Source organism: Arthrobacter sp. JDC6 (genome assembly GCF_056484025.1).
Genome location: NZ_CM151278.1, coordinates 3,193,241 through 3,218,369, shown reverse-complemented (window position 1 = coordinate 3,218,369; position 25,129 = coordinate 3,193,241). Strand labels below are relative to the sequence as shown.

Annotated in this window: 23 protein-coding genes and 1 riboswitch; of the genes, 14 read left to right on the top strand and 9 right to left on the bottom strand. The window is 66.1% G+C overall.

What is annotated here, in order from left to right; all coding sequences use genetic code 11:
* Positions 1 to 206: 206 nt before the first annotated feature.
* Positions 207 to 1,064 (top strand): nitrilase-related carbon-nitrogen hydrolase, encoded by an 858-nt coding sequence (locus ACV095_RS14885; protein WP_478222155.1) that lies wholly within the window; start codon positions 207 to 209, stop codon positions 1,062 to 1,064.
* A 6-nt stretch (positions 1,065 to 1,070) separates the two neighbouring features.
* Here the strand turns inward: ACV095_RS14885 and ACV095_RS14880 are convergent, their stop codons facing one another.
* Entirely contained in the window at positions 1,071 to 2,690 is a 1,620-nt protein-coding gene (locus ACV095_RS14880; RefSeq protein ID WP_134164626.1) for a PucR family transcriptional regulator, read from the bottom strand.
* Positions 2,691 to 2,904: 214 nt separating this feature from the next.
* Here ACV095_RS14880 and ACV095_RS14875 point away from each other — a divergent pair, with 214 nt between their 5' ends.
* Together ACV095_RS14875 and ACV095_RS14870 are read left to right on the top strand one after the other, a co-directional pair.
* Positions 2,905 to 4,335 carry an amino acid permease gene (locus ACV095_RS14875; protein WP_315898342.1) on the top strand — a complete coding sequence of 477 codons (1,431 nt, stop codon included), beginning with the start codon at positions 2,905 to 2,907 and terminating at the stop codon, positions 4,333 to 4,335.
* Positions 4,332 to 6,068, top strand: coding sequence for a flavin monoamine oxidase family protein (locus ACV095_RS14870; RefSeq protein ID WP_478222154.1), 1,737 nt, complete (start codon positions 4,332 to 4,334; stop codon positions 6,066 to 6,068). The genes ACV095_RS14875 and ACV095_RS14870 overlap by 4 nt, the downstream gene beginning before the upstream one ends.
* A gap of 16 nt (positions 6,069 to 6,084) precedes the next feature.
* Here ACV095_RS14870 and ACV095_RS14865 read toward each other — a convergent pair whose 3' ends face one another.
* Together ACV095_RS14865 and purU are read right to left on the bottom strand one after the other, a co-directional pair.
* The gene (locus ACV095_RS14865; protein ID WP_018770233.1) at positions 6,085 to 6,603 is read right to left on the bottom strand and encodes a gamma carbonic anhydrase family protein; all 519 of its coding nucleotides are present in this window, start codon (positions 6,601 to 6,603) and stop codon (positions 6,085 to 6,087) included.
* Positions 6,604 to 6,701: 98 nt separating this feature from the next.
* Complete coding sequence (gene purU, locus ACV095_RS14860; RefSeq protein WP_142068086.1) at positions 6,702 to 7,562, bottom strand: formyltetrahydrofolate deformylase; 861 nt, start codon at positions 7,560 to 7,562, stop codon at positions 6,702 to 6,704.
* A gap of 43 nt (positions 7,563 to 7,605) precedes the next feature.
* Positions 7,606 to 7,691: riboswitch (ZMP/ZTP riboswitch) on the top strand.
* Between the two features lie 146 nt (positions 7,692 to 7,837).
* Here purU and glyA point away from each other — a divergent pair.
* The 10 genes from glyA (at position 7,838) to ACV095_RS14810 (ending at position 17,147) form a co-directional block, all read left to right on the top strand.
* A complete protein-coding gene (glyA, locus tag ACV095_RS14855; protein WP_018770231.1) occupies positions 7,838 to 9,136 on the top strand; it encodes a serine hydroxymethyltransferase in 1,299 nt (432 codons plus the stop codon).
* A 3-nt stretch (positions 9,137 to 9,139) separates the two neighbouring features.
* On the top strand, positions 9,140 to 10,042 hold the full coding sequence (locus tag ACV095_RS14850; protein ID WP_018770230.1) for a bifunctional methylenetetrahydrofolate dehydrogenase/methenyltetrahydrofolate cyclohydrolase: 903 nt from the start codon (positions 9,140 to 9,142) through the stop codon (positions 10,040 to 10,042).
* A gap of 128 nt (positions 10,043 to 10,170) precedes the next feature.
* Positions 10,171 to 11,145: an ABC transporter ATP-binding protein gene (locus ACV095_RS14845; protein ID WP_056393446.1), complete on the top strand. Its 975-nt coding sequence runs from the start codon at positions 10,171 to 10,173 to the stop codon at positions 11,143 to 11,145.
* Positions 11,138 to 12,022 (top strand): ABC transporter permease, encoded by an 885-nt coding sequence (locus ACV095_RS14840; RefSeq protein ID WP_082581840.1) that lies wholly within the window; start codon positions 11,138 to 11,140, stop codon positions 12,020 to 12,022. The genes ACV095_RS14845 and ACV095_RS14840 overlap by 8 nt, the downstream gene beginning before the upstream one ends.
* Positions 12,019 to 12,864, top strand: a complete 846-nt coding sequence (locus tag ACV095_RS14835; protein WP_478222153.1) for an ABC transporter permease — start codon at positions 12,019 to 12,021, stop codon at positions 12,862 to 12,864. Before ACV095_RS14840 ends, ACV095_RS14835 begins: the two co-directional genes overlap by 4 nt.
* A 77-nt stretch (positions 12,865 to 12,941) precedes the next feature.
* Positions 12,942 to 13,505: a hypothetical protein gene (locus ACV095_RS14830; protein ID WP_134164567.1), complete on the top strand. Its 564-nt coding sequence runs from the start codon at positions 12,942 to 12,944 to the stop codon at positions 13,503 to 13,505.
* A gap of 10 nt (positions 13,506 to 13,515) precedes the next feature.
* Positions 13,516 to 14,349, top strand: coding sequence for an exodeoxyribonuclease III (locus tag ACV095_RS14825; RefSeq protein WP_134164566.1), 834 nt, complete (start codon positions 13,516 to 13,518; stop codon positions 14,347 to 14,349).
* 15 nt (positions 14,350 to 14,364) lie between these two features.
* Positions 14,365 to 15,408 (top strand): tryptophan--tRNA ligase, encoded by a 1,044-nt coding sequence (gene trpS / locus ACV095_RS14820; protein WP_018770224.1) that lies wholly within the window; start codon positions 14,365 to 14,367, stop codon positions 15,406 to 15,408.
* 4 nt (positions 15,409 to 15,412) lie between these two features.
* On the top strand, positions 15,413 to 16,117 hold the full coding sequence (locus tag ACV095_RS14815; protein ID WP_235509878.1) for a 2'-5' RNA ligase family protein: 705 nt from the start codon (positions 15,413 to 15,415) through the stop codon (positions 16,115 to 16,117).
* A gap of 58 nt (positions 16,118 to 16,175) precedes the next feature.
* Positions 16,176 to 17,147 carry a YihY/virulence factor BrkB family protein gene (locus ACV095_RS14810; RefSeq protein ID WP_186447786.1) on the top strand — a complete coding sequence of 324 codons (972 nt, stop codon included), beginning with the start codon at positions 16,176 to 16,178 and terminating at the stop codon, positions 17,145 to 17,147.
* Between the two features lie 45 nt (positions 17,148 to 17,192).
* On the opposite strand, the gene ACV095_RS14805 is transcribed toward ACV095_RS14810, so the two are convergent.
* Positions 17,193 to 19,481, bottom strand: coding sequence for a hypothetical protein (locus tag ACV095_RS14805; RefSeq protein WP_478222152.1), 2,289 nt, complete (start codon positions 19,479 to 19,481; stop codon positions 17,193 to 17,195).
* A 14-nt stretch (positions 19,482 to 19,495) separates the two neighbouring features.
* Positions 19,496 to 19,684, bottom strand: a complete 189-nt coding sequence (locus ACV095_RS14800) for a hypothetical protein (protein ID WP_056393454.1) — start codon at positions 19,682 to 19,684, stop codon at positions 19,496 to 19,498.
* Between the two features lie 100 nt (positions 19,685 to 19,784).
* Between ACV095_RS14800 and ACV095_RS14795 the strand changes: the two genes are divergently transcribed.
* Positions 19,785 to 21,086 carry an ABC transporter substrate-binding protein gene (locus tag ACV095_RS14795; protein ID WP_134164565.1) on the top strand — a complete coding sequence of 434 codons (1,302 nt, stop codon included), beginning with the start codon at positions 19,785 to 19,787 and terminating at the stop codon, positions 21,084 to 21,086.
* 25 nt (positions 21,087 to 21,111) lie between these two features.
* On the opposite strand, the gene ACV095_RS14790 is transcribed toward ACV095_RS14795, so the two are convergent.
* The 4 genes from ACV095_RS14790 to ACV095_RS14775 all read right to left on the bottom strand — a co-directional run bounded on the left by ACV095_RS14790 (position 21,112) and on the right by ACV095_RS14775 (position 25,129).
* The gene (locus tag ACV095_RS14790; protein WP_018770219.1) at positions 21,112 to 21,885 is read right to left on the bottom strand and encodes an alpha/beta hydrolase family protein; all 774 of its coding nucleotides are present in this window, start codon (positions 21,883 to 21,885) and stop codon (positions 21,112 to 21,114) included.
* A 90-nt stretch (positions 21,886 to 21,975) separates the two neighbouring features.
* Positions 21,976 to 22,758, bottom strand: a complete 783-nt coding sequence (locus ACV095_RS14785) for a succinate dehydrogenase iron-sulfur subunit (protein ID WP_134164564.1) — start codon at positions 22,756 to 22,758, stop codon at positions 21,976 to 21,978.
* 1 nt (position 22,759) lies between these two features.
* A complete protein-coding gene (gene sdhA / locus ACV095_RS14780; RefSeq protein WP_018770217.1) occupies positions 22,760 to 24,559 on the bottom strand; it encodes a succinate dehydrogenase flavoprotein subunit in 1,800 nt (599 codons plus the stop codon).
* A gap of 108 nt (positions 24,560 to 24,667) precedes the next feature.
* Entirely contained in the window at positions 24,668 to 25,129 is a 462-nt protein-coding gene (locus ACV095_RS14775; protein WP_018770216.1) for a succinate dehydrogenase hydrophobic membrane anchor subunit, read from the bottom strand.

Here is a 25,129-nt window from a genome sequence, read left to right as displayed (position 1 = left end):
TCAAGAAGTTAACGCATGGCCTGTACGGGCATGCAGGAAATCGGCCGTCATGAGTACCCTCCGCGGCATCTGTGCATTCCGTCCCGGCGCGCGGGCGCCCGGGTCCAAACGACCCACAATCCTCCGCTGGCGGCTGGTTAGGCTGGAACGAGAGATCAGTCGGGCCCAGCCATTTCAGATGGACGGGGATACAGAAGGTGGTAACGATGCTGCTGTCCGTCCTGCAGGCGAACGCCGTGGTCCTGGACGTCGAGGCCAACCTTCGGACCATCGACGACGCCGCCACCCGGGCTGCCCGTGCCGGTGCCCACCTGCTCCTGACGCCGGAGCTTTTCCCCGTGGGCTACGCCCCGCTGCGGGTGCGCGGCGACCTGGACCCGGCAACCTTTCCCGCTGTCCGCGAACGGCTGGCTGATATCGCCCGCCGTAACAGGATTGCCCTTGTCTACAGCCTGCCCGCCGAAGCGGCTGGGGACGGTGCCGGCGCTGGGGTCGCCGGCAGCCCCGCGTGGCACATTACAGCGACCCTGGTTGATGCCACGGGCACCGAACTCCTCAGGTATGCCAAGGTGCATCTGTTCGGCAATGAGGAACGCAAGGCGTTCGTGGCAGCCGCGCAACCTCCCGCCGTCGTGGATTTCGAGGGTGTCCGCACCTCCCTGCTGATCTGCTACGACATCGAGTTCCCCGAGGCCGCCCGGGCAGCGGCGGCCCGCGGCGCGGAACTGCTCCTGGTCCCCACTGCCCTGTCGGCCGGTTACGACGCCGTGCCCCAGGTACTCATCCGGGCGCGGGCGCTGGAAAGCCAACTTCATGTTGCCTATGCCAACCACTGTGGGGTCGAGGACGCCTACACTTTCGGCGGCGGAAGCGTGGTGGCGGGACCTGACGGCAGGCTCCTCGCCGAAGCAGCGGACACCCCTGCAGTGCTTTTCGCGGAGATAGGCCCTGATGCGGTGCGCGCAGCCAGGGACGAGGTGCCGTACCTGCGGGAACGCCGGCCGGAGCTTTACCGGGAGTGGGAGGCCGGCCTGGCGTGGGAAGCAGGCCAGCAGGGCGGATAACTGCCTTCAGGCGCCGTTTCCCGCCGCCCCGCCGGTCAGCCCTTCGGTGTACTGCAGCGCAATCCAGAGCTCAGCCCGCACCTGCGCCTGGTTCAGGTCCATCCCCAGCAGGTCGGCAATGACGCCGATCTGCCGCCGCACGCTGTTGCGGTGCAGCCCCAGCAGCTTGGCGGAACCATCCCAGCTGCCGTTTTCGCCAAGCCAGCCACGCAGGACGGCCAGCAGCGGATCGCGCCGGTCCGGTTCGAGCGCCAGGACAGGATGCAGGAGCCGCTCGGCCAGCAAGGTTCCGGCCTCACGGCCCAGCAGGCCCGTGACCGACCAGGACACCTCGTCGGCCCGCAGGCTCTGTCCACTTCGCTGGACCCGGCTGCGCAGGGACGTGGCCCGTTGGTACGCGGCGGGAAGGCTGGTCAGCTCGGTGGGTTCGCCGATCACCAGGCGCCAGCCGAGCCTCTCGACGTCGGCAAGCAGCGCGTCGTCCACCTTGAGCCGGGTCAGCGCGGCGAACCCGTAGTCGGTGATCTCCACCAGCTTGGTGTCGAACATGCGCCGCCACTGCAGCAGTTCCCTGACGGGGCTGTCTCCCGCCGGCCACTCCGGGGCATCCACCTTGACGCCTTGAAGCACGCGGATGGGCGCGGACCGGGTGGAAGACAGGCTCTGCGCCAGCAGGTCCTTGAGCCCGTTGACGTGCTTGCTCCCGCCGGTGGTGAGGCTCTCGGGGTGCAGCAGGACGGCGGTGGCCAGCTGGCTGGGGGCGAGCGAGCCACTGGTTCGCTGCCGGACCAGCAGCTCCAGCAGTCCGACGGCGGACTGGACCACGTTGTTCTGGGCGGGGGTCAGCGGATCGTCCGAGCCCAGGATCAGGGCACCGAGGTTGGCGTCCCTGGTGCTCCGCAGCGGATGGCCCACCACCAGCGCCGAGCCGGGCTGGTCAAAGCCGTCCATTTCCACCCGGGGGCCACGGCCGGACAGCAGCCGTTCCAGCATGGGTTCCAGCAGGGAAAGTTCGACGGCGGTGCTGCCGCCGGCGCTGGTGCCCCGGGCCCGGACCCGGCCGTCCGCTCCCACCATCACGGCCCACACGGGCACGCGCTGGACCAGCGCAGCCAGCAGTTCGTGCTCCGGTTTGGGGGAGAGGACGGCGCGCATGAGCTGCCGGTTGGTCTCTGCCAGCTGCCGGAAGACCCTGGCGTTGTCGGTTTCCAGGAGCTGGGAAAACTGCAGGCCGATCGCCGCGAAGGGAAGCGACTCCGGCACCTCGAACAAAGTGAGGTTGTGCCGCCGGCACGCGTCGAGGACCACCTCCGGGACGGCGTCGAAGTACGGCCTGATCCCGAAGCCCAGGGCCGCCACCTTGGCCTCCACCAGCCGGCGGACATAGGCGTCCACGCTGGCGGGTGATCCCCCGTCACCAAGGAAGGGGAGGCCGGCAGTGAGCAGGAATTCCCCCTCCGGAAGGTAGGGCGTGGGGTCCTCCAGCTCACTGGGCTCAACCCACCGCAGCAGCCGGCCGCCGCTGCCGCCGTCGTGAAGCATTGTCAACAGCGGCGGCAGCTGGTCGAGGAACTGCTGGAGGGTGACGAAGCTCAGCCGTCCTGACGTGGCCGGCTCAGCGGACATCATGTGCATTAAGTCTCATGGTGGATCACTATAAGTCATTTTGCACCGCGCTGAGAGTTGGCTCACATGCCAACCTTGGGAAGGGGAAACCGACAACTACTCTGAAGGGACGTCAACGGTGACTGTGCCTGTGACCACCGAAAAAACTCTTGTGCCAAGCGGCGTGCGGCCCAGCCTCCGGACACAGCTGCTGCGCCGTAAACCGATCGGCCAGATGGTCAGTGAGGCCGGAACAGGCCAGGACGGCACTGGACTGGTTCGCAGTTTCGGCGTCCTCCACCTGACCATGATCAGCGTGGGCGCCACCCTGGGGACCGGCATACTGGTGATCCTTGGCGAGTCGGTTCCGTTGGCTGGCCCGGCCATCTGGATCTCGTTCGTCATCGCCGGCCTGGCCGCGCTGCTCTCAGCGGTGTCCTACGCCGAAATGGCTGGCCTGGTCCCCGTCGCGGGCTCCAGCTACTCCTACTCCTACGCCACCATGGGCGAGGGGATGGCCTGGATCTGCGGGTGGTGCCTTGTCCTTGAATACGCCGTCTCCGTCGCTGCCGTAGCTGTGGGGGCAGGACAGTACGTCAACGAGGCGCTGGCAGCGTTCGGCCAGGTGCTGCCCGATGCCATGTCGCAGCCGCCCGGGGACGGCGGACTGGTGAACATCCCAGCGGTGGCCATCGTGGTGCTGGCCATGGTCCTGCTGGTCCGCGGCGCCCGTGAAAGCGCCTGGATCAACACCGCCGTCGTCATCATCAAGATCGGCATCCTGCTGTTCTTCTGCGCTGTTGCCTTTACCGCCTTCAACGCCGGCAACTTCGAACCGCTCCTTCCCATGGGTGCCGCAGGTGTGTCCGCGGCCGCTTCCCGGGTGTTCTTTTCCTACATCGGTTTCGACGCGGCATCCACTGCGGGCGAAGAGGCCAGGAACCCCAAACGCGATCTTCCCCGCGCCATCCTGCTGTCCATGGTGATCGTCACCAGCATCTACGTCCTCGTGGCCGTCGCCGCCATCGGTGCCCGGCCCTGGGGCTGGTTCGACGGCACCGAAGCCGCCCTGGTCCAGATCCTGGAGGAGACCACCAACCAGCCGTGGATCGCCTTGGTCTTTTCGGTCGGCGCTGTCCTTGCGATCGCCAGCATCGTGCTCACGGTCCTGTATGGCCAGACCCGCATCCTGCTCTCGATGTCCCGGGACGGCCTGGTGCCCGAGGTCTTTGGACGCGTCTCCGCCCGGACCGGCACCCCGGCCGCAGGAACCCTGATTGTCGGCACCGCCGTCGCACTCACCGCGGGCCTGGTCCCGCTCGGCGCCCTCGCCGATGCCACCAGCATCGGAACCCTGTTCGCCTTCGCGCTGGTCAATGTCGCCGTCATCTACCTGCGGCGCAACCGGCCGGACCTCAAGCGAAGCTTCCGGGTGCCGCTGTATCCCTTGACTCCCGTGCTGGGCACGCTGATGTGCGCCTACCTGATGGCCAACCTTGGAGCCGATACCTGGGTTGTCTTTGGTGCCTGGATGCTGGTGGGGATCGCCATCTACTTCGGCTATGGACGCCGGAACTCGAAGGTAGCGGCTCTCAGTGAGCTCGACTACCGTGAACTGACCGCCAAGGCCCCACGCCAGGAACCTGTGAAAGCAGAACTATCATGACAACCGCCACCGAACTGCCGGCCTTCGACCCCTCCAGCACCTCCGCGGCTCCCGCAGGCGCCGCCGGACGGGGCATCGCCGGAAACGCGGCCCCCATCACCATGCTGAACCCCGACTTTCCGTTCAGCTACGACCACTACCTGGCCCACCCCGATGGCCTGGGTTCCGTCCCGCCGGAGCTTTACGGCACGGAAGTCGCCGTCATCGGCGCCGGCCTCTCCGGCCTGGTGACCGCCTATGAACTGATGAAACTGGGACTGCGGCCCGTGGTCTATGAAGCGGACCAGATCGGCGGGCGGCTCCGCACCGCCGCCTTCCCCGCAGCGCCCGGAGTGGTGGCGGACCTGGGCGGGATGCGCTTCCCGGTGTCGGGCAAGGCCTTCTACCATTACGTGGACCTGCTGGGCCTGGAGACCCAGGAGTTCCCAAACCCCCTCGCCGAGGCCACGTCCAGCACCGTGATCGAGCTGGCCGGCAAGAAGCACTATGCGGAGAAGCCGGGCGACCTTCCGCCGTTCTTCCGCGAGGTGGCCGACGCCTGGAAGGCCGCGGTCAATGACGGCGCCAAGTTCGTCGAAATGCAGGACGCCATCCGTGCCCGGGACATGGCCCGCATCAAGGACCTCTGGAACGAACTGCTGCCGCTCATGGACGAGCAGACCTTCTACGGCTTCATCGCAGCCAGCGAGTCCTTCAAGAAGGCAGGCTTCGCCCACCGGGAGGCCTTTGGCCAGGTGGGGTTCGGCACCGGCGGCTGGGACACCGACTTCCCCAACTCCATCCTTGAAATCCTTCGCGTGGTCTACACCGACGCGGACGACCAGCACCGGCTGATCCGCGGGGGAGCACAGCGCCTGCCCGAGGCACTCTGGCAGCACGCGCCGTCGGACATGGTGCACTGGCCCGCCGGCACCTCCCTTTCCTCGCTGCACTCCGGATCGCCCCGCGGTGCCGTGGGAAGGATCAGCCGCGACCCGGACGGGAACCTGCGGATCCGTGAACGCTGGGGCCGCGAGGCCAGCTACCCGGCGGTGGTGACCACCTGCCAGTCCTGGCTGCTGTCCACCCGGATCCACACGGAGGAGGCCTTGTTCCCGGCCGAGCTGTGGACCGCGATGGAGCGCTCGCACTACATGCAGTCCTCCAAGACGTTCGTCATGGTGGACCGGCCGTTCTGGAAGGACATCGACCCGGACACCGGCAACGAGGTCCTGTCCATGACGCTGACCGACAGGCTGAACCGCGCCACCTACCTGCTGGACAACGGCCCTGACCAGCCCGCCGTCATCCTGCTCTCCTACACCTGGAACGACGACGCGCTGAAGTGGCTGGCCCTGGACGCCGACGAACGCGTGGAACTGATGCTGCACTCGCTCGAACAGATCTACCCCGGAGTGGACATCGCAGGGCACATCGTGGGCCAGCCCATCACCGTGTCATGGGAGGCGGACCCCAACTTCATGGGTGCCTTCAAAGCCAACCTCCCCGGCCACTACCGCTACCAGCAGAGGCTGTTCACCCACTTCAAGCAGGACAAACTGCCGGAGTCCCAGCGCGGCATCTTCCTGGCCGGCGACGACGTCTCCTTCACCGCCGGCTGGGCGGAAGGCGCCGTCACCACGGGGCTGAACGCGGTGTGGGGCGTGGTGAAGCGCCTGGGCGGGTCCTCCGCGCCGGGCAACCCCGGCCCGGGCGACCTGCTGGACGAGTTCGGGCCCATCAGCCTGGACTGAAGCAGGCCGGACTGGGTCAGGCGTGGAGCTCGCGGTGTTTCGCCGCGAGTTCCACGTAGCGCGCCGCATTGGCGCGGACGCCGTCGAACTCTTCATCCGTGAGTTCGCGGCGCACCTTGGCGGGCACGCCCGCCACCAGCGACCGGGGCGGAACCACCGTTCCTTCAAGCACGACGGCGCCGGCCGCCACCAGCGAGCCGGCGCCGATCACGGCGCCGTTGAGGACGGTGGCGCCCATGCCGATCAGGCAGTCGTCCTCCACCGTGCAGCCATGGACGACGGCGGCGTGCCCCACGCTGACCCGTTCGCCCACCGTGCAGGGGAAGCCGGGGTCGGCGTGCAGCACCACGTTGTCCTGCAGGTTGCTGCCGGCACCCACGGTGATGGCCGCGGTGTCGGCGCGGACGGAGACGCCGTAGAAGGCACTGGAATCCGGTCCCAGGCTGGCGTTGCCGATGATCGAGGCCGACGGGGCTACGAACGCTGAGTCATGGACAGCCGGGGAATTTCCGGCGAAAGGGTACAGAGGAGCCATGGCTTCACCATAAGCCACCCCTGCACCCAACTGACTCGCAGTAGATGCCGTTTTGAGGCCCCAAAACGGCATCTACTGCTACCTAGTTGAAGAGCGCGTCAGTTGAAGACTACTGTTCGGTTGCCGTCCAGGAGCACGCGGTGCTCGGCGTGCCACTGCACGGCCTGGACCAGCGTGCGCCCCTCCACGTCGCGGCCCATCTGCACGAACTGTTCAGGGGTGCGGGCGTGGTCCACCCGGATGACTTCCTGTTCGATGATGGGCCCCTCATCCAGGGCGGCCGTCACATAGTGAGCCGTGGCGCCGATCAGCTTCACGCCGCGGGCATGTGCCTGGTGGTACGGCTTGGCGCCCTTGAAGGAGGGCAGGAACGAGTGGTGGATGTTGATGGCCTTGCCGGTCAGCTCGGTGCAGAGTTCATCGGAGAGGATTTGCATGTAGCGGGCCAGCACGGTCAACTCGATATCGTGCTCCGCGATGATGGCGCGCAGTTTGTCCTCCGCCTGCACCTTGGTGTCCTTGGTCACCGGGATGTAGTGGAAGGGGATGCCGTAGAATTCGGCCAGCCCGGCGAGATCCTGGTGGTTGGACACAATGGCGGGAATCTCAATGGGCAGGGTGCCCGAGCGCTGCTGGAACAGCAGGTCGTTGAGGCAGTGGGCAGAAGTGCTGGCCATAACCAGGGTGCGCACCTTGTCGCCAACAGTATTGAGGTTCCACTGCATGGAGAAGGCCTCCGCCACTGGCTCCAGCGCGGCACGGAGCTCCGACTTGGGGGCTGCAGTGGTCACCTCAACGCGCATGAAGAAGTTCCCGGTTGAAGGGCTGCCGTACTGCTGCGAATCCGTGATGTTGCACCCCGCCACCAGCAGCGCTCCGGCCACCGCGTGGACGATTCCGGGACGGTCCGGGCAGGACAGGGTTACAACGTACGCTTGGTTCAGCTGCTCTTCATTCACGCGTAATAGCCTACCCGCGCCGGGGGCGCCGGTTTTGGTAGGCTGGGATGGTCGCAACTGGCGTTGGGTGGCTAACCACCAGGGAGCGGCAATCACGAAGACCACGGATCGTACGCCTGGGCCGAGGGTCATGTTTTGCCGGAAATGGGGCTGCACCCGCGTCAGCGCAGCAGCGCCATGCCGAGCTTTCACGCCCTGTCATCAACGCGGTGCGAAAGTGCGCCACCCGGTAGCCTGACCTAAGCAGTGCCCATATCCCTAGCCAGGAGTTCTCCGTGACTACTACAGCCACCTCAACCACAGCCGTGAGCAACCAGCCGTTGGCTGAGCTCGATCCCGAAATTGCAGCAGTGCTGGACCAGGAGCTCGGCCGCCAGCGCGGCACCCTGGAAATGATTGCCTCCGAAAACTTTGCGCCCCGCGCCGTGATGGAAGCCCAGGGCTCCGTCCTCACCAACAAGTACGCCGAGGGCTACCCGGGCCGCCGCTACTACGGCGGCTGTGAATACGTCGACATCGCAGAGCAGCTGGCCATCGACAGGGTCAAGGCACTGTTCGGCGCCGAATACGCCAACGTCCAGCCGCACTCCGGCGCGCAGGCCAACGCCGCCGCCCTCTCCGCCATGATCACCCCGGGCGACAAGATCCTGGGCCTTTCCCTGGCCCACGGCGGGCACCTGACCCACGGCATGAAGCTGAACTTCTCCGGCAAGCTGTACCAGGTGGCCGCCTACCAGGTTGAGGAAGACACCTTCCGCATCGACATGGACAAGCTCCGCGAGCAGGCCATCGCCGAAAAGCCGCAGGTCATCATCGCCGGCTGGTCCGCCTACCCGCGCCACTTGGACTTCGCTGCCTTCCGCTCCATCGCCGATGAGGTTGGCGCGCTGCTCTGGACCGACATGGCGCACTTCGCCGGACTGGTTGCCGCCGGACTGCACCCGAGCCCGGTGCCGCACTCCGACGTCGTCACCTCCACCGTGCACAAGACCCTGGCCGGTCCGCGCTCGGGCGTGATCCTCGCCAAGGAGCAGTGGGCCAAGAAGCTGAACTCCAGCGTCTTCCCGGGCCAGCAGGGCGGCCCGCTGATGCACGTCATCGCCGCCAAGGCCGTGGCCTTCAAGATTGCCGGCACGCAGGAATTCAAGGAGCGCCAGGAGCGCGTCCTGGAAGGCGCCCGGATCATCGCCGACCGCCTGAACCAGGCCGACGTGTCAGAGGCCGGCGTCTCCGTCCTCACCGGCGGCACGGACGTCCACCTGGTGCTCGTGGACCTTCGCAACTCGCAGCTGGACGGCCAGCAGGCAGAAGACCTGCTGCACTCGGTGGGCATCACCGTCAACCGCAACGCCGTGCCGTTCGACCCCCGCCCGCCGATGGTCACCTCCGGCCTGCGCATCGGCACCCCGGCCCTGGCCACCCGCGGCTTCGGTGCCGCCGAATTCACCGAGGTGGCCGAGATCATTGCCACCGCCCTCAAGGCAGGCACCAGCACCGACGTCGAGGCCCTGCAGGCCCGCGTGGACAAACTGGCAGCCGACTTCCCGCTCTACCCGCAGCACGAGCAGTGGTAACCGATGGCTGAAACCACAACCGCACAGATCCTTGACGGCAAGGCTACCGCCGCCGCCATCAAGGCCGAGCTGACCGAACGCGTGGCCGCACTCAAGGCCAAGGGCGTCACGCCCGGCATCGCCACTGTGCTGGTGGGAGCGGACCCCGCCTCGCAGCTGTACGTGTCCATGAAGCACAAGCAGTCCGAGCAGATCGGGATGAACTCCATCCAGCGTGAGCTTCCGGCCGATGCCACGCAGGAACAGGTGGAGGCCCTCATTGACGAACTCAATGCGGACCCGGCCTGCCATGGCTACATTGTGCAGTTGCCGCTGCCCAAGCACCTGGACACGGACGCCATCCTGGAGCGCATCGATCCCGCCAAGGATGCCGACGGCCTGCACCCCACCAACCTTGGCCGGCTGGTGCTGAACGTCAACAACAAGATCACCACGCCGCTGCCGTGCACCCCCCGCGGGGTCATCGAGCTCCTGGAGCGCAACGGATACAGCCTGGCAGGCAAGCACGTTGTGGTGGTGGGGCGCGGCGTCACGATCGGCCGCTCCATCGGCCTGCTGCTCACGCGGCGCGAGGTGAACGCCACCGTGACCCTGACCCATACCGGGACCAGGAACCTGTCAGAACTGCTCCGGCAGGCGGACGTCATCGTGGGCGCGGCCGGTGTGAAGCACATCGTCAAGGCCGCGGACGTAAAGCCGGGCGCAGCGGTGCTGGATGTCGGCGTTACCCGCGAGACCGATCCGGACACCGGCAAGAGCCGCGTCTACGGCGACATCGATCCCGCCGCCGCCGATGTGGCCGGCTGGATTTCGCCGAACCCCGGGGGCGTCGGTCCCATGACCGTGGCGCTGCTGATGACCAACGTGGTGGAGGCCGCCGAACGCGCGGCAGCCAACGCGCACTAGTCCCCGGCACTAAGTGCACGACGGCGGCACGGTACCTTCCGCAGGGAAGGCGCCGTGCCGCCGTCGTCCGTTTCAACGTAACTGCAAGCACACTTCCACCTGCGCCGCGCCTCCACTAGTCTGCACAGGTGCACAACCACGCCCTTACCCCCTCCGGCACGATAACCGGGGGCCCGCCGTCCGGCACCGTCATCTCCGCCGAAAACCTGACCAAGACCTACGGCGACGTGGCCGCCGTGGACGGCATCTCGTTCACCGTGCAAGCGGGGGAGTCCTTCGGCCTCCTGGGGCCCAATGGGGCGGGCAAATCCACCACCATGAAGATGATCGGCGGCGTGACCCGCCGGTCCGCCGGCCGGCTCACCATCATGGGCCTGGACCCGGACACGCACGGACCCGAGGTACGCGCCCACCTGGGCGTGGTTCCGCAGCAGGACAACCTGGACGAGGAACTCCGCGTCCGCGACAACCTCCTGGTCTACGGCCGCTACTTCGGCCTGCCCATGAGCTACCTCAGGCCCAAGGCCGATGAACTGCTGGAGTTCGCACAGCTGACGGACAAAGCGAGGTCCAAGGTGGACGCGCTCTCCGGCGGCATGAAACGCCGCCTGACCATCGCCCGTTCACTGATCAACGAGCCGCAGATCCTGCTGCTGGACGAGCCCACCACGGGCCTGGATCCGCAGGCCCGGCACATCCTGTGGGACCGCCTGTTCCGGCTCAAGGAGCAGGGCGTCACGCTGATCCTCACCACCCATTACATGGATGAGGCCGAGCAGCTCTGCGACCGGCTGATCGTGGTGGACAAGGGCCGGATCATGGCCGAGGGCTCGCCCGCGCAGCTGATCCGCGGGCATTCCACCCGGGAGGTGGTGGAACTGCGGTTTGGTTCCGAGCGGAACGCCGCAATCGCGTCCCGGCTGGAAGGCATCGGGGAACGGCTTGAGGTGCTGCCGGACCGGGTGCTGATGTACGCGCACGACGGCGAGTCAGCCCTTGAGCAGGTGTCGGCCCGCGGCCTGAGGCCGCTGACATCGCTGGTCCGGCGGTCGTCGCTGGAGGATGTGTTCCTTCGGCTCACCGGCAGGAGCCTCATTGACTGATAGGCAGGCGTCCGGGCGGCAGCCGACCGGAGGGCAGGCAGGGGCCGCGCAGCCGGGCGGCCTGCGCGCGCATGCGCCGGCGGTTTCGGCGGCAAGGGCGCGGCGCTGGGGCTCCTTCTACTATGCCGAGCAGGTGCTCCGGGTGATGAAGGGTTACAGCTGGTCCATCCTGATGTACAGCGTGGGCCAACCGGTGGCGTACCTCTTCGCCATGGGGGTGGGACTGGCCACCCTGGTGGATACCGGCAACGCGGCCTTTGGCGGCGTGTCCTACCTCGCCTTTATCGCCCCGGCGCTGCTGGTGGCCGCCGCCGTGATGACGGCAGCCAACGAGTTCACTTTTCCCGTTATGGCAGGGTTCAAATGGCGCCGGGTCTACTATGGCCCGCACGCGTCGCCGCTGACGCCGCAGCAGATCGCCGCCGGGCAGGTCATGGCCGTGACGCTGCGCCTGGTGCTGCAGTCGGCCATCTACTTCGCGGCCGTGGCGCTGTTCGGTGCCTCGCCGTCGGGCTGGGGCTGGGCCGGGATACTGGTGGCCACCCTGACAGGGCTGGCCTTCGGGCTGCCGCTGATGGCATATTCCGCATCGATCACCGAAGACAAGGGGCAGTTCGCACTGGTGATGCGGTTCATCGTGATGCCGCTCTTCCTGTTCTCCGGGACGTTCTTCCCGCTGGACAACCTGCCGTTGGCGGTCCGCTGGGTGGGCTGGATTTCGCCCATCTGGCATGGCACCGAACTGGGCCGGGTGCTCAGCTTCGGATACCGCGAACCGGCGGTCCTCAGCGTGCTCCATGCGGCCGTCCTGGCGGGGTTGGCAGTCACCGGCTGGGTCCTGACGCGGCGCCGGTTTGCCCTGAGGATGGGCCAGTGAGCGCATTTTCCGGTCCCGCCGGCGCCTCCCGGAGCGCCGCGGAGCAAGCCCGCAGCCGCACTTTCGGGCCCCTGTATTCAGGCAATGCCAGGGCAGTCATTGCCCGTGGGCTGATGGCCACACGGAGCACCAACTGGCTGGTGATGCTGTCCGGGTTCTTTGAGCCGGTGCTGTTCCTCCTTTCCATTGGGGTGGGACTGGGCGCCATCGTTGGCGGCGTCCAGGGACCCAACGGAACCACCATCAGCTATGCGGCCTACATCGCACCGGCACTGCTGGCCGTCTCCGCGATGAACGGCGCCGTCTATGACTCCACCTGGAACGTCTTCTTCAAGATGAACTTCGCCAAGCTCTACCAGGGCATGCTGTATACGTCCCTGGGCCCGCTGGACGTGGCGCTTGGCGAGATCTTCCTGGCCCTGCTGCGGGGGATGCTCTACGCCACCGGCTTCACTGCGGTCATGGGCATCATGGGACTGATCACCACGCCCTGGGCACTGCTGATGATCCCAGCCTCGGTGCTGATCGCCTTTGGGTTCGCCAGCCTGGGCATGGGCATCACCAGCTTCCTCAAGACCTTCCAGCAGATGGACTGGATCAACTTCATCCTGCTGCCCATGTTCCTGTTCAGCGCCACGTTCTACCCGCTCAGCGTCTACCCACAGCCCATCCAGTGGTTCATCCAGGCCATGCCGCTCTGGCACGGGGTGGAACTGCTGCGGCAGATCAGTGTGGGCACTTTTACGGCTGCCACGCCACTGCATGTTGGCTACTACCTGGTGATGACCGCCGTGGGGATGCTGCTGACCACATTGCGCCTGCGGAGTTTGTTCCTGAAATAGCCTGCCCGGCGAGCTGCCCTGTTCGCCGGGGGTGGAAGGCGGCGGGAGCACAGTCCGCCGTTTGAGACAATGGCTGCATGCGAACTTTGGGCAGCTCCTCGTCATCTTCCAAACCCGCCCGGGGCGGTTTTTCCATGTTCCGGATCAGCGGGCCGGGCCTGATGGTCCTGGTGACGGCGTTCATTGTGGCCGTGATCTTCGCCGCAAACCAGAACGACGTGGTGGGCTGGGTTGTCGCCATCATCGCCGCCTTCTGGCTGGCACTGGCTGCGTTCGTGGTCTTCAGCATCCAGCGGGCCGCCAGGAAAGCGGGCGCAAAGCTGTCCGAAGCCCAGAGCGCCTTCAACACCGCCACCGGCCGCGTACCGGCCCGCACCTCCGCCGACCACGGCGGCACCCGGGTGGTCTACGAACGTTCCGAGGCAGACGAGGTGCGCGACCTGAAGCTGGACCATTCCTTCAAGATCGTCCAGGTGCAGGTCCGCGTGGTGGAGGAGGAGCGGGCCAAGGGCGCCGCCGCCAACCAGGACACGATCAACCGCGCCCTTGAAACCATCGAGATCACAGCCACCAACGCCCGGGACATGATCAAGTCCTCCGGCGGCAGCGGGGAGCCGGTGACCGGAACCATCATCGACTAGAGTGGAGCGGGTGAGCTCGGCATTGAACAAGGACCACCTTCGCATCGCATCCGTCAACGTAAACGGCCTCCGGGCTGCCTACAAGAACGGTATGGCGGCCTGGCTTGAGCCGCGGGAAGTGGACATCCTCTGCCTGCAGGAGGTCCGAGCCCCTGACGCCGTCGTCCGGCAACTGTTGGGGGAGGACTGGCATATCCTGCACGCGGAAGCGGAAGCAAAAGGCCGTGCCGGCGTCGCCATTGCCTCCCGCCAGGAGCCCCTGGCCACCAGGAACGGCATCGGGGACGACTACTTCGCCACCGCCGGGCGCTGGGTTGAAGCCGACTTCCGCGTCCCCGACGCCGCAGGGAACCCCGTGCAGCTCACGGTTGCCAGCGCCTATGTGCATTCCGGTGAAGTGGGGACGCCCAAGCAGGATGACAAGTTCCGCTTCCTGGACGTCATGAGCACCCGCCTGCCGGAACTGACCAAGCACAGCGACCACGCCCTGGTGGTGGGCGACCTCAACGTGGCGCACACCCCCCGTGACATCAGGAACTCCAAGGGCAACCTCAAGAAGGCCGGGCACCTGCCGGAGGAACGTGCCTACTTCGACCGGTTCTTCGGTGAGGAGATCGGCTGGCATGACGTCCACCGGACCCTGGCCGGGGATGTCGACGGGCCCTACACATGGTGGTCCTGGCGCGGCAAGGCATTCGATAACGACACCGGCTGGCGCATCGACTACCACATGGCCACCCCCGAACTGGCGGCCTCCGCCATTTCGGCTGTCGTGGACCGTGCAGCCTCCTGGGACACCCGCTTCTCCGATCACGCCCCGCTGGTAGTGGATTACCAGCTCTAAGCCCGAAAGTTTTCCATGACCAGCCAGACTTCCTCCACTGCCAAGAAGCGCATCCTTTCCGGCGCCAAGCCCACCGCCGACTCCCTGCACCTGGGCAACTACATCGGTGCCGTGCGCAACTGGGTGGACATGCAGGCGGAGTACGACGCCGTCTTTTTCATCCCGGACCTGCACGCCATCACAGTGGACTTCGACCCCGCCGAGCTGGCCAAGCGGACCCGCATTGTGGCTGCCCAGTACATCGCGGCCGGCATCGACCCGGACAAGAGCATCTTCTTCGTCCAGTCCCATGTTCCCGAGCATGCGCAGCTTGCGTGGGCGCTGAACTGCATTACCGGGTTTGGCGAGGCTTCCCGGATGACCCAGTTCAAGGACAAAACCCAGAAGTCCGGCGCGGACTCCGCAACACTGGGCCTGTTCGCCTACCCCACCCTGATGGCCGCGGACATTCTCCTGTACCAGAGCGACCTCGTGCCCGTCGGCGAGGACCAGCGGCAGCACCTGGAACTGACGCGGAACCTGGCGCAGCGTTTCAATACCCGGTTCGGCCACACCTTCACGGTTCCGGAGGCCACGATCGTCAAGGAAAGCGCCAAGATCTACGACCTCCAGAATCCCAGCGCCAAGATGTCCAAGACGGGGGAGTCGCCCAACGGTGCCATCCAGCTGCTGGAGGATCCCAAGATCGCAGCCAAGCGCATCAAGTCGGCAGTGACCGACGCCGGCACGGACATCCGCTTCGACCCTGAGGAAAAGCCCGGCGTGTCCAACCTGCTGACCATCTACTCCTCGCTGACGGGCAAGTCCGTGGCGGAGCTTGAAGCCGAGTACCAGGGCAAGATGTACGGCCACCTCAAGGTTGACCTCGCCGAAGTTGTGGTGGACTTCATCACCCCGCTGCGCAACCGGACCAATGAGCTGATGGCAGATCCCGCCGAGCTTGACCGGCTGCTGGCCCTTGGCGCTGAGCGGGCCCGCGAGATCGCCTCCGTCACCCTTGCCCAGGTCTACGAGCGCATGGGCTTCCTGCCGTCCCTCAGCCTCGCGGGAGTCCGCTAGCGCCATGTCTTCGGGAAAAGTCACCGCCAGGGGAGGTGCCTGCTCTGCCGGCCAGGTGGAGCAGACCCTGGCTGACCGCTTGGGAGACCAGCCAGGCCGGAATGCGGCGGCGAACCATGAGGTGGCCCGCAGCGAAGAGGTCAGCGTGGGCGTCATCCTGGGCTTTCCAGCAGACATCGCCGAAGAGCTGCAGCGCTGGCGGGCGTCGTTCGGTGACCCGCTGGCGGACGTGGTACCGGCCCACATTACGCTGGTCACCACCACCCCCACCCAGGACTGGGAAGCGACCCTCCGGCATGTCCGCGAAGTGGCCCGCTGCCAGAGCCCGTTCATGGTGACCATCGCCGGGACCGGAACTTTCCGGCCCGTTTCCCCCGTAGTCTTCATCAATGTGGAGGACGGGTTCGAGCACTGCGTGGACCTGCACCGCAGGCTCCAGCAGGGCCCACTCCACCGTGAACTGCCCTTTGCCTACCATCCGCACGTCACCATCGCCCACGACGTCGCCCCGGAAAGCCTTGACGAGGCCGAAACGGTGCTGAAGAACTACAAGGCCACCTTCCCTGTGGTTAGCATGGGACTCTACGAGCACGATGCCGACGGCATCTGGCAGCTACGGGAAGAGCTGGACTTTGGGACCGAAACTGACAACAACGCCGGCACCCGGTTCACGGACGCTGCCGCGGACACCCCAACCGACGCAGGGTAACCAGCAGCCGCTGCCCACCGAGCAGGCCAGGCTGAAGCTGGAGGTCATCCAAAAGCGGATGGAATGGAACCGGGCGCGCAGGTCCGGCAAAAAATTCGGTGCCCTGATGGCCTTGGTTCAGTGGCTCACCGCCCGCCTGAACGTCCTGCGCCCCATGCGCGCCTTCCGGCACTACACCCTCCACTACGGGCCGCTGATGAGCGCCGGCATCGGCTTCAACATGTTTTTCTCCGTCACAGGCCTGCTGGCCACCGGCTTCTCCATCGCCGGGCTGGTCCTCAGTGGCCAGCCGGCGCTGCTGGACACCGTTATCGGCAGCGTGGCCGCCAGCGCACCGGGCCTACTGAAAGTCAACGGCGGACCGGGGCTGGTGGACCCCAAGGACATGCTGGATCCCAACGGCCTCGGCTGGACCGCGGTCATCGGTGCGCTGGTAACGGTGGTCACATCACTCGGTTGGATCAACGGCCTCCGGGACGGCCTGCGCGGCGTCCTGCAGCTGCCGCCGCTGATCGTCAATCCCATCGTGATGAAGCTGCGCGACGCCGGAACCCTGCTGCTGCTGGGCGTGGCCCTGGTGATCAGCGGCGGTGCATCGCTGGTGTTCGGCACACTGGCGGGTTGGGTAGCGGACTTCCTGCACCTCAGCGACGCCTTGGCCGGCCCGCTGACCACCTCCGTCAAAATCGTCGTCCCGCTGGTCCTGAACTGGGTCACGGCGCTGATCATGTTCCGGTTGGCCGCGGGGCTCAAGCTGTCCCGCCAGGCACTGGTCGAAGGCACCGTCCTGGCCGCCGTGGGCACCACCATACTGCAGATCTTCAGCACTGAACTTCTTGGCGGGGCCAGCCGCAATCCCATCCTGGCGCCGTTTGCCATCATCATCGGCCTGCTCATCTGGTTCAACCTCGTCAGCCAGGTCTACCTTGTCTCGGCAGGATGGGCAGCCGTCCGTGAAGCGGACCTGGAGTCGGACGCTCCTCCGCGCAAGACGATCCTCGGCGCACGCCGAACCACGCCCCAAACCTGACGCGCGCCCGGCCGTAGAATTGTCCGGCCCTCCAGCACAGCGACGTCAGGGGGCCGGCACCAGACCTTCCCACGCAACGGTCCAGCCGGGCGGAAAGCCCGGAGCGTGGCGGTCCGGGCCGTGGTCCCAGCCGGCAGCCATCAGCGCGGCCGCGGCAAGGAGCCCCCCGTTGCCTGGAAGGTACAACGGCAAGGAGTCCGTCTGCCGGTTGTGACCGTTCGTCAGGACTGTGTTCTTACCGGCCTCCTGCAGGAGCGCGTCGACGGCGTACTCCGGGTCCCCGAGCCGGGCAGCGGTCATCGCCATCACCGGGTAGTCCCACCCCCATGTGGTGGTCCAGTCCCAGTCGGCCAGGACATCCTCAAGGGTGGCCCGCATGACTGCCTCATCGATCAGGTCTGTCAGCGGCAGGACGCCCAGTGCGCAGAGCATCGAGGGATGGTCCGTCCTGATGGTGAAGGGCTCCACGTCCATTGCCGCATAGACGCCGTCGACTACGCGCGGGCGCACCATCCCGTCAGCAACCTCCTGCCAGCATGCAACGGGCTCGAGGCCCAACCGTTCCCGCCAAGCGGCGGCAGTCCTGAGGCCCCACTGCCAGTAAGCGAGTTCGAACGTCGGGTTTTTGATCTTCGCCCGCATGGACCCATAGCTCTCCTGTGCGGGTATGAGCGGCGGCCCAAGTTCGAAACCCCTCGGGGTGCGATGAGCGAAGCCCGCCATGAACGCGGCGGTTTCGAACACGATGTCAGCGAACTCCTCCAGCACGTCAGGGCCCGGATTGGCCCGGTACAGCAGCTCGGCCAAATGGATGGGATGCGGCTGCTGCCAAATCAGGAACGTCCCGATCGGGCTGGGGCTCTCCCTGCCGTCCGGGCCTACCTGCTTGGGCCAGCGGGCGCCGTCGAAGCCCTGCGCCCGGGCGGTTTCCCGCGACGTTTCCAGCACCGTTGAGTACCAGCGCAGGGAGGGGAGGAGGAGCTCCGTCCGGTTCCAGTGCGCAAAATGGGCGGCGTGCCACCAATGCATCTCCAAGTGGAAGCGGCCGCGCCACGAGCTGCACACCAGGCCTGTTTCCTGCGGCGGCAGCGATCCGGAGCAGTTGACGGCCGTCAGGTACTGGGAGAGGACAATCCGGCGTTCGAGCTCCCTGGCCCGTGAGTCCGGCGTGGCAGCCAGCTCGATGGCACCTCCGGACGACCAGAACCTGGGCCAACGGTCCATGGAGGCGGCTGCAACGTTGCTGCCGGGCTGGTTTGCGCTGGGAACCGACGGCGCCGAAGGGGAAGGCCCGACGGCGGGACCCGCATGGCGGCCAACGCCCGCCTTGCCTGCCACTCTGGAAAGGCCCGCACCGCCCCGGGGGATACAGTCCCCGTCCGCGGCGGATATGAACTCAATGGACAGGTCCAGCGCCTCGGTGCTCGAGTGGACATCCGGCCGTATGCGCAGGTGGTGCGCCCCGGTCTGCTCCACGACCAGGCCTTGGCCGGTGATCACCACGCGGTAGCGCGCGTTGTCCAGTTCGCGGTCCACCGTCCAGCTGCTGGCCCCTGCATGGGATACTGCAGGTTGCGGTCCGTTGAGGATGGTGGTGTGGGCGCCCGGCAGATCCCACCCGGCGCCGTTGTGCCACGCCTCGGAGCCGTACGGGAAGTCGATGCCGATCACCAGGCCGTCACCCAGCGCGGGTGACTCCACCCGAATGCCTAGTTCGTCGCGGTCCGGATGGCAGGCTGTGGTGACCGTGGCCTGGTGGCCGGCGATGGCGAAGGTGCTGGTGACGATGCCCGTCCAAAGATCAAGAATCTGGCTGGCGTGGGAAAGCTCGCTGCTGCTGATGGGCCGGCTGGTTCCGTCCTGGAGCAGCTGGAAACCGATGCGTCCCAGATCCAGGCGGTGCGGGTTTGCCCGCAGCCATGCTTCGGCCGTTGAGGTGCCTGTCTCACGGTCATTGACGATGTCCCCCACCATGTCCACGTACGGCACCGGACCACGTGGGGAGTCGTAGAGGACCGTGGAACCTGCCAGGCTGTAACGATCGCCGCCAGGCATGGAGTGCCAGCCCCAGGTGGATTGGGTGCCCAGCAGCGTTCCCGGGGGAAGCGAGTCCTCACGGGGCCCCACGGGGTACTCGGCTGGCAGGCTTTGAAGGCCCGTGAGGTCCATGGTGAAGGCAAACTCCCCGTTGCCCACTGAGACAGGGCTTCGCGGATCAAGACTTTGCTGACGAACGTTGTGCCGCCGGACCAGCGCCTTCCTGTCAATCTGCTTGTGCCGCCGGTGGGACGTGGTCGTGGCCTCCGGCCGTACGGTGCTGGCGTGGCTGTGCACGGTGCACGCCCTCCTTACAGGTGTGTGGTGACTGATGCCGCGAAATGTCCGGGCATGGCCAGCGCGCCTCCCCGGAACGCGGCACCGGGGAGAAAGCGGTTTCTGGCGATTCCATCCTTGGCGGGTTCCACAGCGCTGTCAAGGGGCCGCCATGTGAAATCGTGCGCCGAGAACTCCAGGTCGATAACCGGTACGGAAACCATGACGGGATCCTATTGACGGGCTTTACCCGCCGTTGATACGTTTCACGAAACCGCTTTCTCTCGCTCACCCACCCTTCTCACCAAGGAAGAAGCTTGCCCAATGACGCGCCCTGCTACCGGAACAATCCGTAAATCCCTTGCCGTCCTCTCAGCCGCAGCCCTCCTGGCCGTGACGGCCGGCTGTTCCAGCCCGTCGTCCAACAAGGCCGGGGACGGGCCCGTGGAGATCCGCTTTTCCTGGTGGGGCAATGCCGGCCGGGCCGAGCTGACCAACAAGGCCATTGCCGAGTTTGAGGCCGCCAACCCCAACATCAAGGTCAAGCCGGAATATGGCGACATCAGCGGCTACTTCGACAAGCTCGCAACCCAGATGGCCGCCAACGACGCGCCGGATGTCATCACCATGGGGGGCGCCTACCCCGCCGAATACGCAAACCGCGGCGCGTTGCTGGACCTGACCACGGTGCAGGGCTCACTGGACCTGTCAAGGATCGACCAGGGCGCCCTGGAAAACGGACAGGTCAAGGGCAAACAGTACGGCGTTTCCACCGGCGCCAACGCACTGGCCATTGTGGCCAATCCCGCCGTCTTCGCGGCGGCAGGGGTTCCGCTGCCAGATGACAGCAGCTGGAGCTGGGACGACTTCGCCAGGATTGCCGGTGACATCACCGCCAAGAGCCCCCAGGGCACCTACGGAACTGCAACCGTGCTCACCCATGACTCCCTGGACGCCTTCGCCCGCCAGCGCGGCGAATCCCTGTACACCCAGGACGGACAGCTGGGACTGGGCAAGCAAACGGTGCAGGACTACTTCCACTACTCGCTGAAGCTTAGTGAATCCGGTGCCGCTCCGAGTGCTTCGGAGACGGTGGAGAAGCTCAATGTCAGCACTGAGCAGACCCTCATGGGCATGGGCAAGGCCGCAATGATGCTCACGTGGAGCAATTCGCTGACCGCCCTCAGCAAAGCCTCCGGCGCAGACCTGAAACTGCTCAAGCTACCGGGGGAGAAGCCCACCCCGGGGATTTGGCTGCAGTCCTCGCAGTTCTACACCATCTCCGCACGCAGCAAGCACACGGACGCTGCCGCCAAGCTCGTGAACTTCCTGGTCAACAACCCGGCCGCGGCCAGGATCATCCAGAGCGACCGGGGCATCCCTGGCAACTCCGACATGCGCGCCGCCATCCAGGACATGCTCACCCCTCAGGGCAAGGTGGAGGCGGAGTACATCAACCAGATCGGCAAGATGGATTTCGCCCCAACGTACATCGGCCCCACCGGGTCAACCGCCGTCTCGGAGATCACCGCCCGGATCAACACGGACGTCCTTTTCAAGCGGGTCACGCCGGACAAGGCAGCCGAACAGTGGATCAGCGAGAGCAAGGCGGCTATCGGCAAGTAGGGCCGGCCAAACTGGCCGGGGAGGGTCAGGCAGGTGCGGCGTCGAGGTACTGGTCCGCCCAGGCGGCGATGATCCTGGCCGCCCGTGCGGCCTGGCCCTTGCCGGTGAGCAGGTGGTCGCTGCCCTCAAGGGACACGAAGTTCCTCGGATGCCTGGCCGTCTGGAAGATGGTGCTGGCATTCTCGATTCCCACGGTGTTGTCGGTGGGGGAGTGCAGCACCATCAGGGGCTTGTGCAGCTGCTTGATGCAGTCCGTCAGGTCCGCGTTCTCCAGGTCCTCCACGAAGTGCCGGCGGATCTCCACCCGCTTGCCTCCGAGGTCAACTTCGGCGCTGCCCTCGCTCAGGATCCTGTCCAGCGCGGCATCGAAAACGTGGGCCACATGCTTGGGGGAAAAGGGCGCTCCCACGGTGGCAACGGCGTCGAGCTCCGGAATCTCCCGCGCTGCGGCAAGAACCGCGGCGCCGCCGAACGAGTGGCCCACCAGCAGGGAGATCTCCTTGCCCTGACTGCGCATGAACTCCGCGGCCTTCACCGTGTCTGCCACCTTGTGACTGAAGGAGCCCGCGGACCATTCCCCGGCGGAGCCGCCCAGGCCCAGGTTGTCGAAACGAAGCATGCCGATGCCGCTGTCCGCCAGCGCCTTGCACATCCGCGCTGCGGAGGGGCTGTCCTTGCCCAGCGTGAAACCGTGCGAGAAGACACCCCAGCCCTTGACGGGGCCCTCCGGGACGTCAATGATGCCGGACAGCATCTCGCCGGTGGAACCGGCAAAGGACACTTTTTCGGAGCGGGACAAGGAGGACCCCTTTCTGCTGAAACGACGACGGCGCCCCCACCACGTGTGGTGAGCGACGCCGTCGGCCGTTATATCTGTTGGTGAACGAGCCTAGATCTTGCGGGCCAGGATGGCCTGCTTGACTTCCGCAATGGCCTGCGTGACCTGGATGCCGCGGGGGCATGCCTCGGAGCAGTTGAAGGTGGTGCGGCAGCGCCACACGCCTTCCTTGTCGTTGAGGATCTCCAGGCGCATGTCGCCGGCATCATCACGGGAATCGAAGATGAAGCGGTGTGCGTTGACGATCGCGGCGGGGCCGAAGTACTGCCCATCCGTCCAGAACACGGGGCAGGAGGACGTGCACGCGGCGCAGAGGATGCACTTGGTGGTGTCGTCAAAGCGCTCCCGGTCCTCCGCGGACTGGAGGCGTTCCCGGGTGGGCTCGTGGCCCTTGTTGATCAGGAAGGGCATGACTTCGCGGTACGACTGGAAGAAGGGCTCCATGTCCACGATCAGGTCCTTCTCCACCGGCAGACCCTTGATGGGCTCCACGGTGATGGGCTTGGACGTGTCCAGGTCCTTCAGCAGCGTTTTGCAGGCAAGGCGGTTGCGGCCGTTGATGCGCATGGCGTCAGAGCCGCACACACCGTGGGCGCAGGAGCGGCGGAAGGACAGGGTGCCGTCCATCTCCCACTTCACCTTGTGCAGGGCATCCAGGACACGGTCCGTGCCGTACATGGTCAGGTGGAAATCATCCCAGGTGGCTTCCTCGGAAACCTCCGGGTTGTACCTGCGGACCCGCATGTGGACGTCGAACGTGGGGATTTCCCCGCCCCCGCCAACGCCGGCAGGAAGTTCAACCTTTGAGGCTGGCTCAGCGATTTCAGCGGTCATCTTAGTACTTCCTCACCATCGGCTCGTAGCGGGTAAAGACAACCGGCTTGGTGGCGAGGCGGATACCGGCGATTGACTCCGCCGATCCGTCAGCCGGCGCATGGTCATCCTTGTACGCCATGGAGTGCTTCATGAATTTCTCGTCGTCACGCTCGGGGAAGTCCTCGCGGAAGTGTCCGCCGCGGGATTCCTCACGGTGCAGGGCGGCCACGGTCATGACCTTGGCCAGTTCCAGCAGGAAGCCGAGCTCAACGGCCTCGAGCAGGTCCAGGTTGAAGCGCTTACCCTTGTCCTGGACGTTGATGCGCTTGTACCGCTCCTCGAAGGATGCGATGTCGCGCAGCACCTGGTTCAGGGTGTCCGCCGTACGGAATACCTGCATGTTGGCGTCCATCGTGTCCTGCAGTTCCTTGCGGATCTGCGCCACCTTTTCGTCGCCGGTGCCGTTGCGGGCAATGTCCAGCAGTTCGGTGGTGTAGGCCAGCGGGTTCTCCGGCAGTTCCACGAACTGGGCGGTCTTGGCGTATTCCGCGGCAGCGATGCCGGCACGCTTGCCGAACACGTTGATGTCCAGGAGCGAGTTGGTGCCCAGGCGGTTGGAACCGTGGACGGACACGCAGGCCACCTCGCCGGCGGCGTAGAGCCCGGGGACCACGGTGTCGTTGTCCTGGAGCACTTCGGTTTCGATGTTCGTGGGGATGCCGCCCATCGCGTAGTGCGCGGTGGGGAACACGGGCACCGGCTCGGTGTACGGTTCCACGCCCAGGTAGGTGCGGGCGAACTCGGTGATGTCCGGCAGCTTCGCATCGATGTGCGCCGGCTCCAGGTGGGTCAGGTCCAGGAGGACGTAGTCCTTGTTCGGGCCGCAGCCGCGGCCTTCGCGGACTTCGTTGGCCATGGAGCGGGCCACGATGTCGCGCGGTGCCAGGTCCTTGATGGTGGGGGCGTAGCGCTCCATGAAGCGCTCACCCTCCGAGTTGCGGAGGATGGCACCTTCACCGCGGGCGGCCTCGGACAGCAGGATGCCCAGCCCGGCAAGGCCGGTGGGGTGGAACTGGAAGAACTCCATGTCCTCCAGGGGGATGCCCCGGCGGAAGGCGATGCCCATGCCGTCACCGGTCAGGGTGTGGGCGTTGGACGTGGTCTTGAAGACCTTGCCGGCGCCACCGGAGGCGAACACCACGGACTTGGCCTGGAAAACGTGCAGTTCACCGGAGGCGAGGTCGTAGGAGACGACGCCGGCCACGCGCTTCTGCTTGTAGGGCGTCCCGTCTTCGCGGACAGCATCCTCTTCGACCGTCAGCAGGTCCAGGACGTAGTACTCGTTGTAGAACTCAACGTTGTGCTTGACGCAGTTTTGGTACAGGGTCTGCAGGATCATGTGGCCGGTGCGGTCCGCGGCGTAGCATGCACGACGGACCGGAGCCTTGCCGTGGTCGCGGGTGTGGCCACCGAAGCGCCGCTGGTCGATGCGGCCCTCGGGGGTGCGGTTGAAGGGCAGGCCCATCTTTTCCAGGTCCAGCACGGCGTCGATGGCTTCCTTGGCCATGACCTCCGCGGCGTCCTGGTCAACCAGGTAGTCGCCGCCCTTGACGGTGTCGAACGTGTGCCATTCCCAGTTGTCTTCCTCGACATTGGCAAGGGCTGCGCACATGCCACCCTGGGCCGCACCTGTGTGCGAGCGGGTGGGGTAGAGCTTGGTCAGTACTGCTGTGCGCGCGCGCTGACCGGACTCGATCGCGGCGCGCATGCCAGCGCCACCGGCACCGACGATGACGACGTCGTACTTATGGACCTGCATACCAGACGCTCTTTCTCTCAAAATTCGCTATAAAACAACGGGGCGGCTTTGCCTGCTCCGCAAAACAGGGCCCGCGGAAAAGCCCGCGGGCCCGGGGTTGTGCCAGTTCTAGGCAGGGCAGAATCCACCCGGAAGGGCAACGCCGTTCACCACGGGGCACGGGTTGAAGGTGAAGATGACCAGCGTGCCGAGGAGGATGATGACGACGGCGGCCGCGTAGAGGACGGTCTTCAGCCAGCGGCGGGTGGACGTCTTCTCTGCGTAGTCGTTGATGATGGTCCGGACGCCGTTGGTGCCGTGCAGCATTGCCAGCCAGAGCATGGCCAGGTCCCAGAACTGCCAGAACGGGTCTGCCCACTTGCCGGCCACGAAGCCGAAGTCAATGGCGTGGATGCCTTCGCCCACCATGAGGTTCACGAACAGGTGGCCGAAGATGAGGACCACCAGTACTACGCCGGAGAGACGCATGAACAGCCAGGCGATCATCTCGAAGTTGCCCCGTGAGCCGCTGCTGCGGCGGTACTGGGGGGCGATCCGCCCGCTGCGGGGGCTCTCGATCGTTGCAGTCAT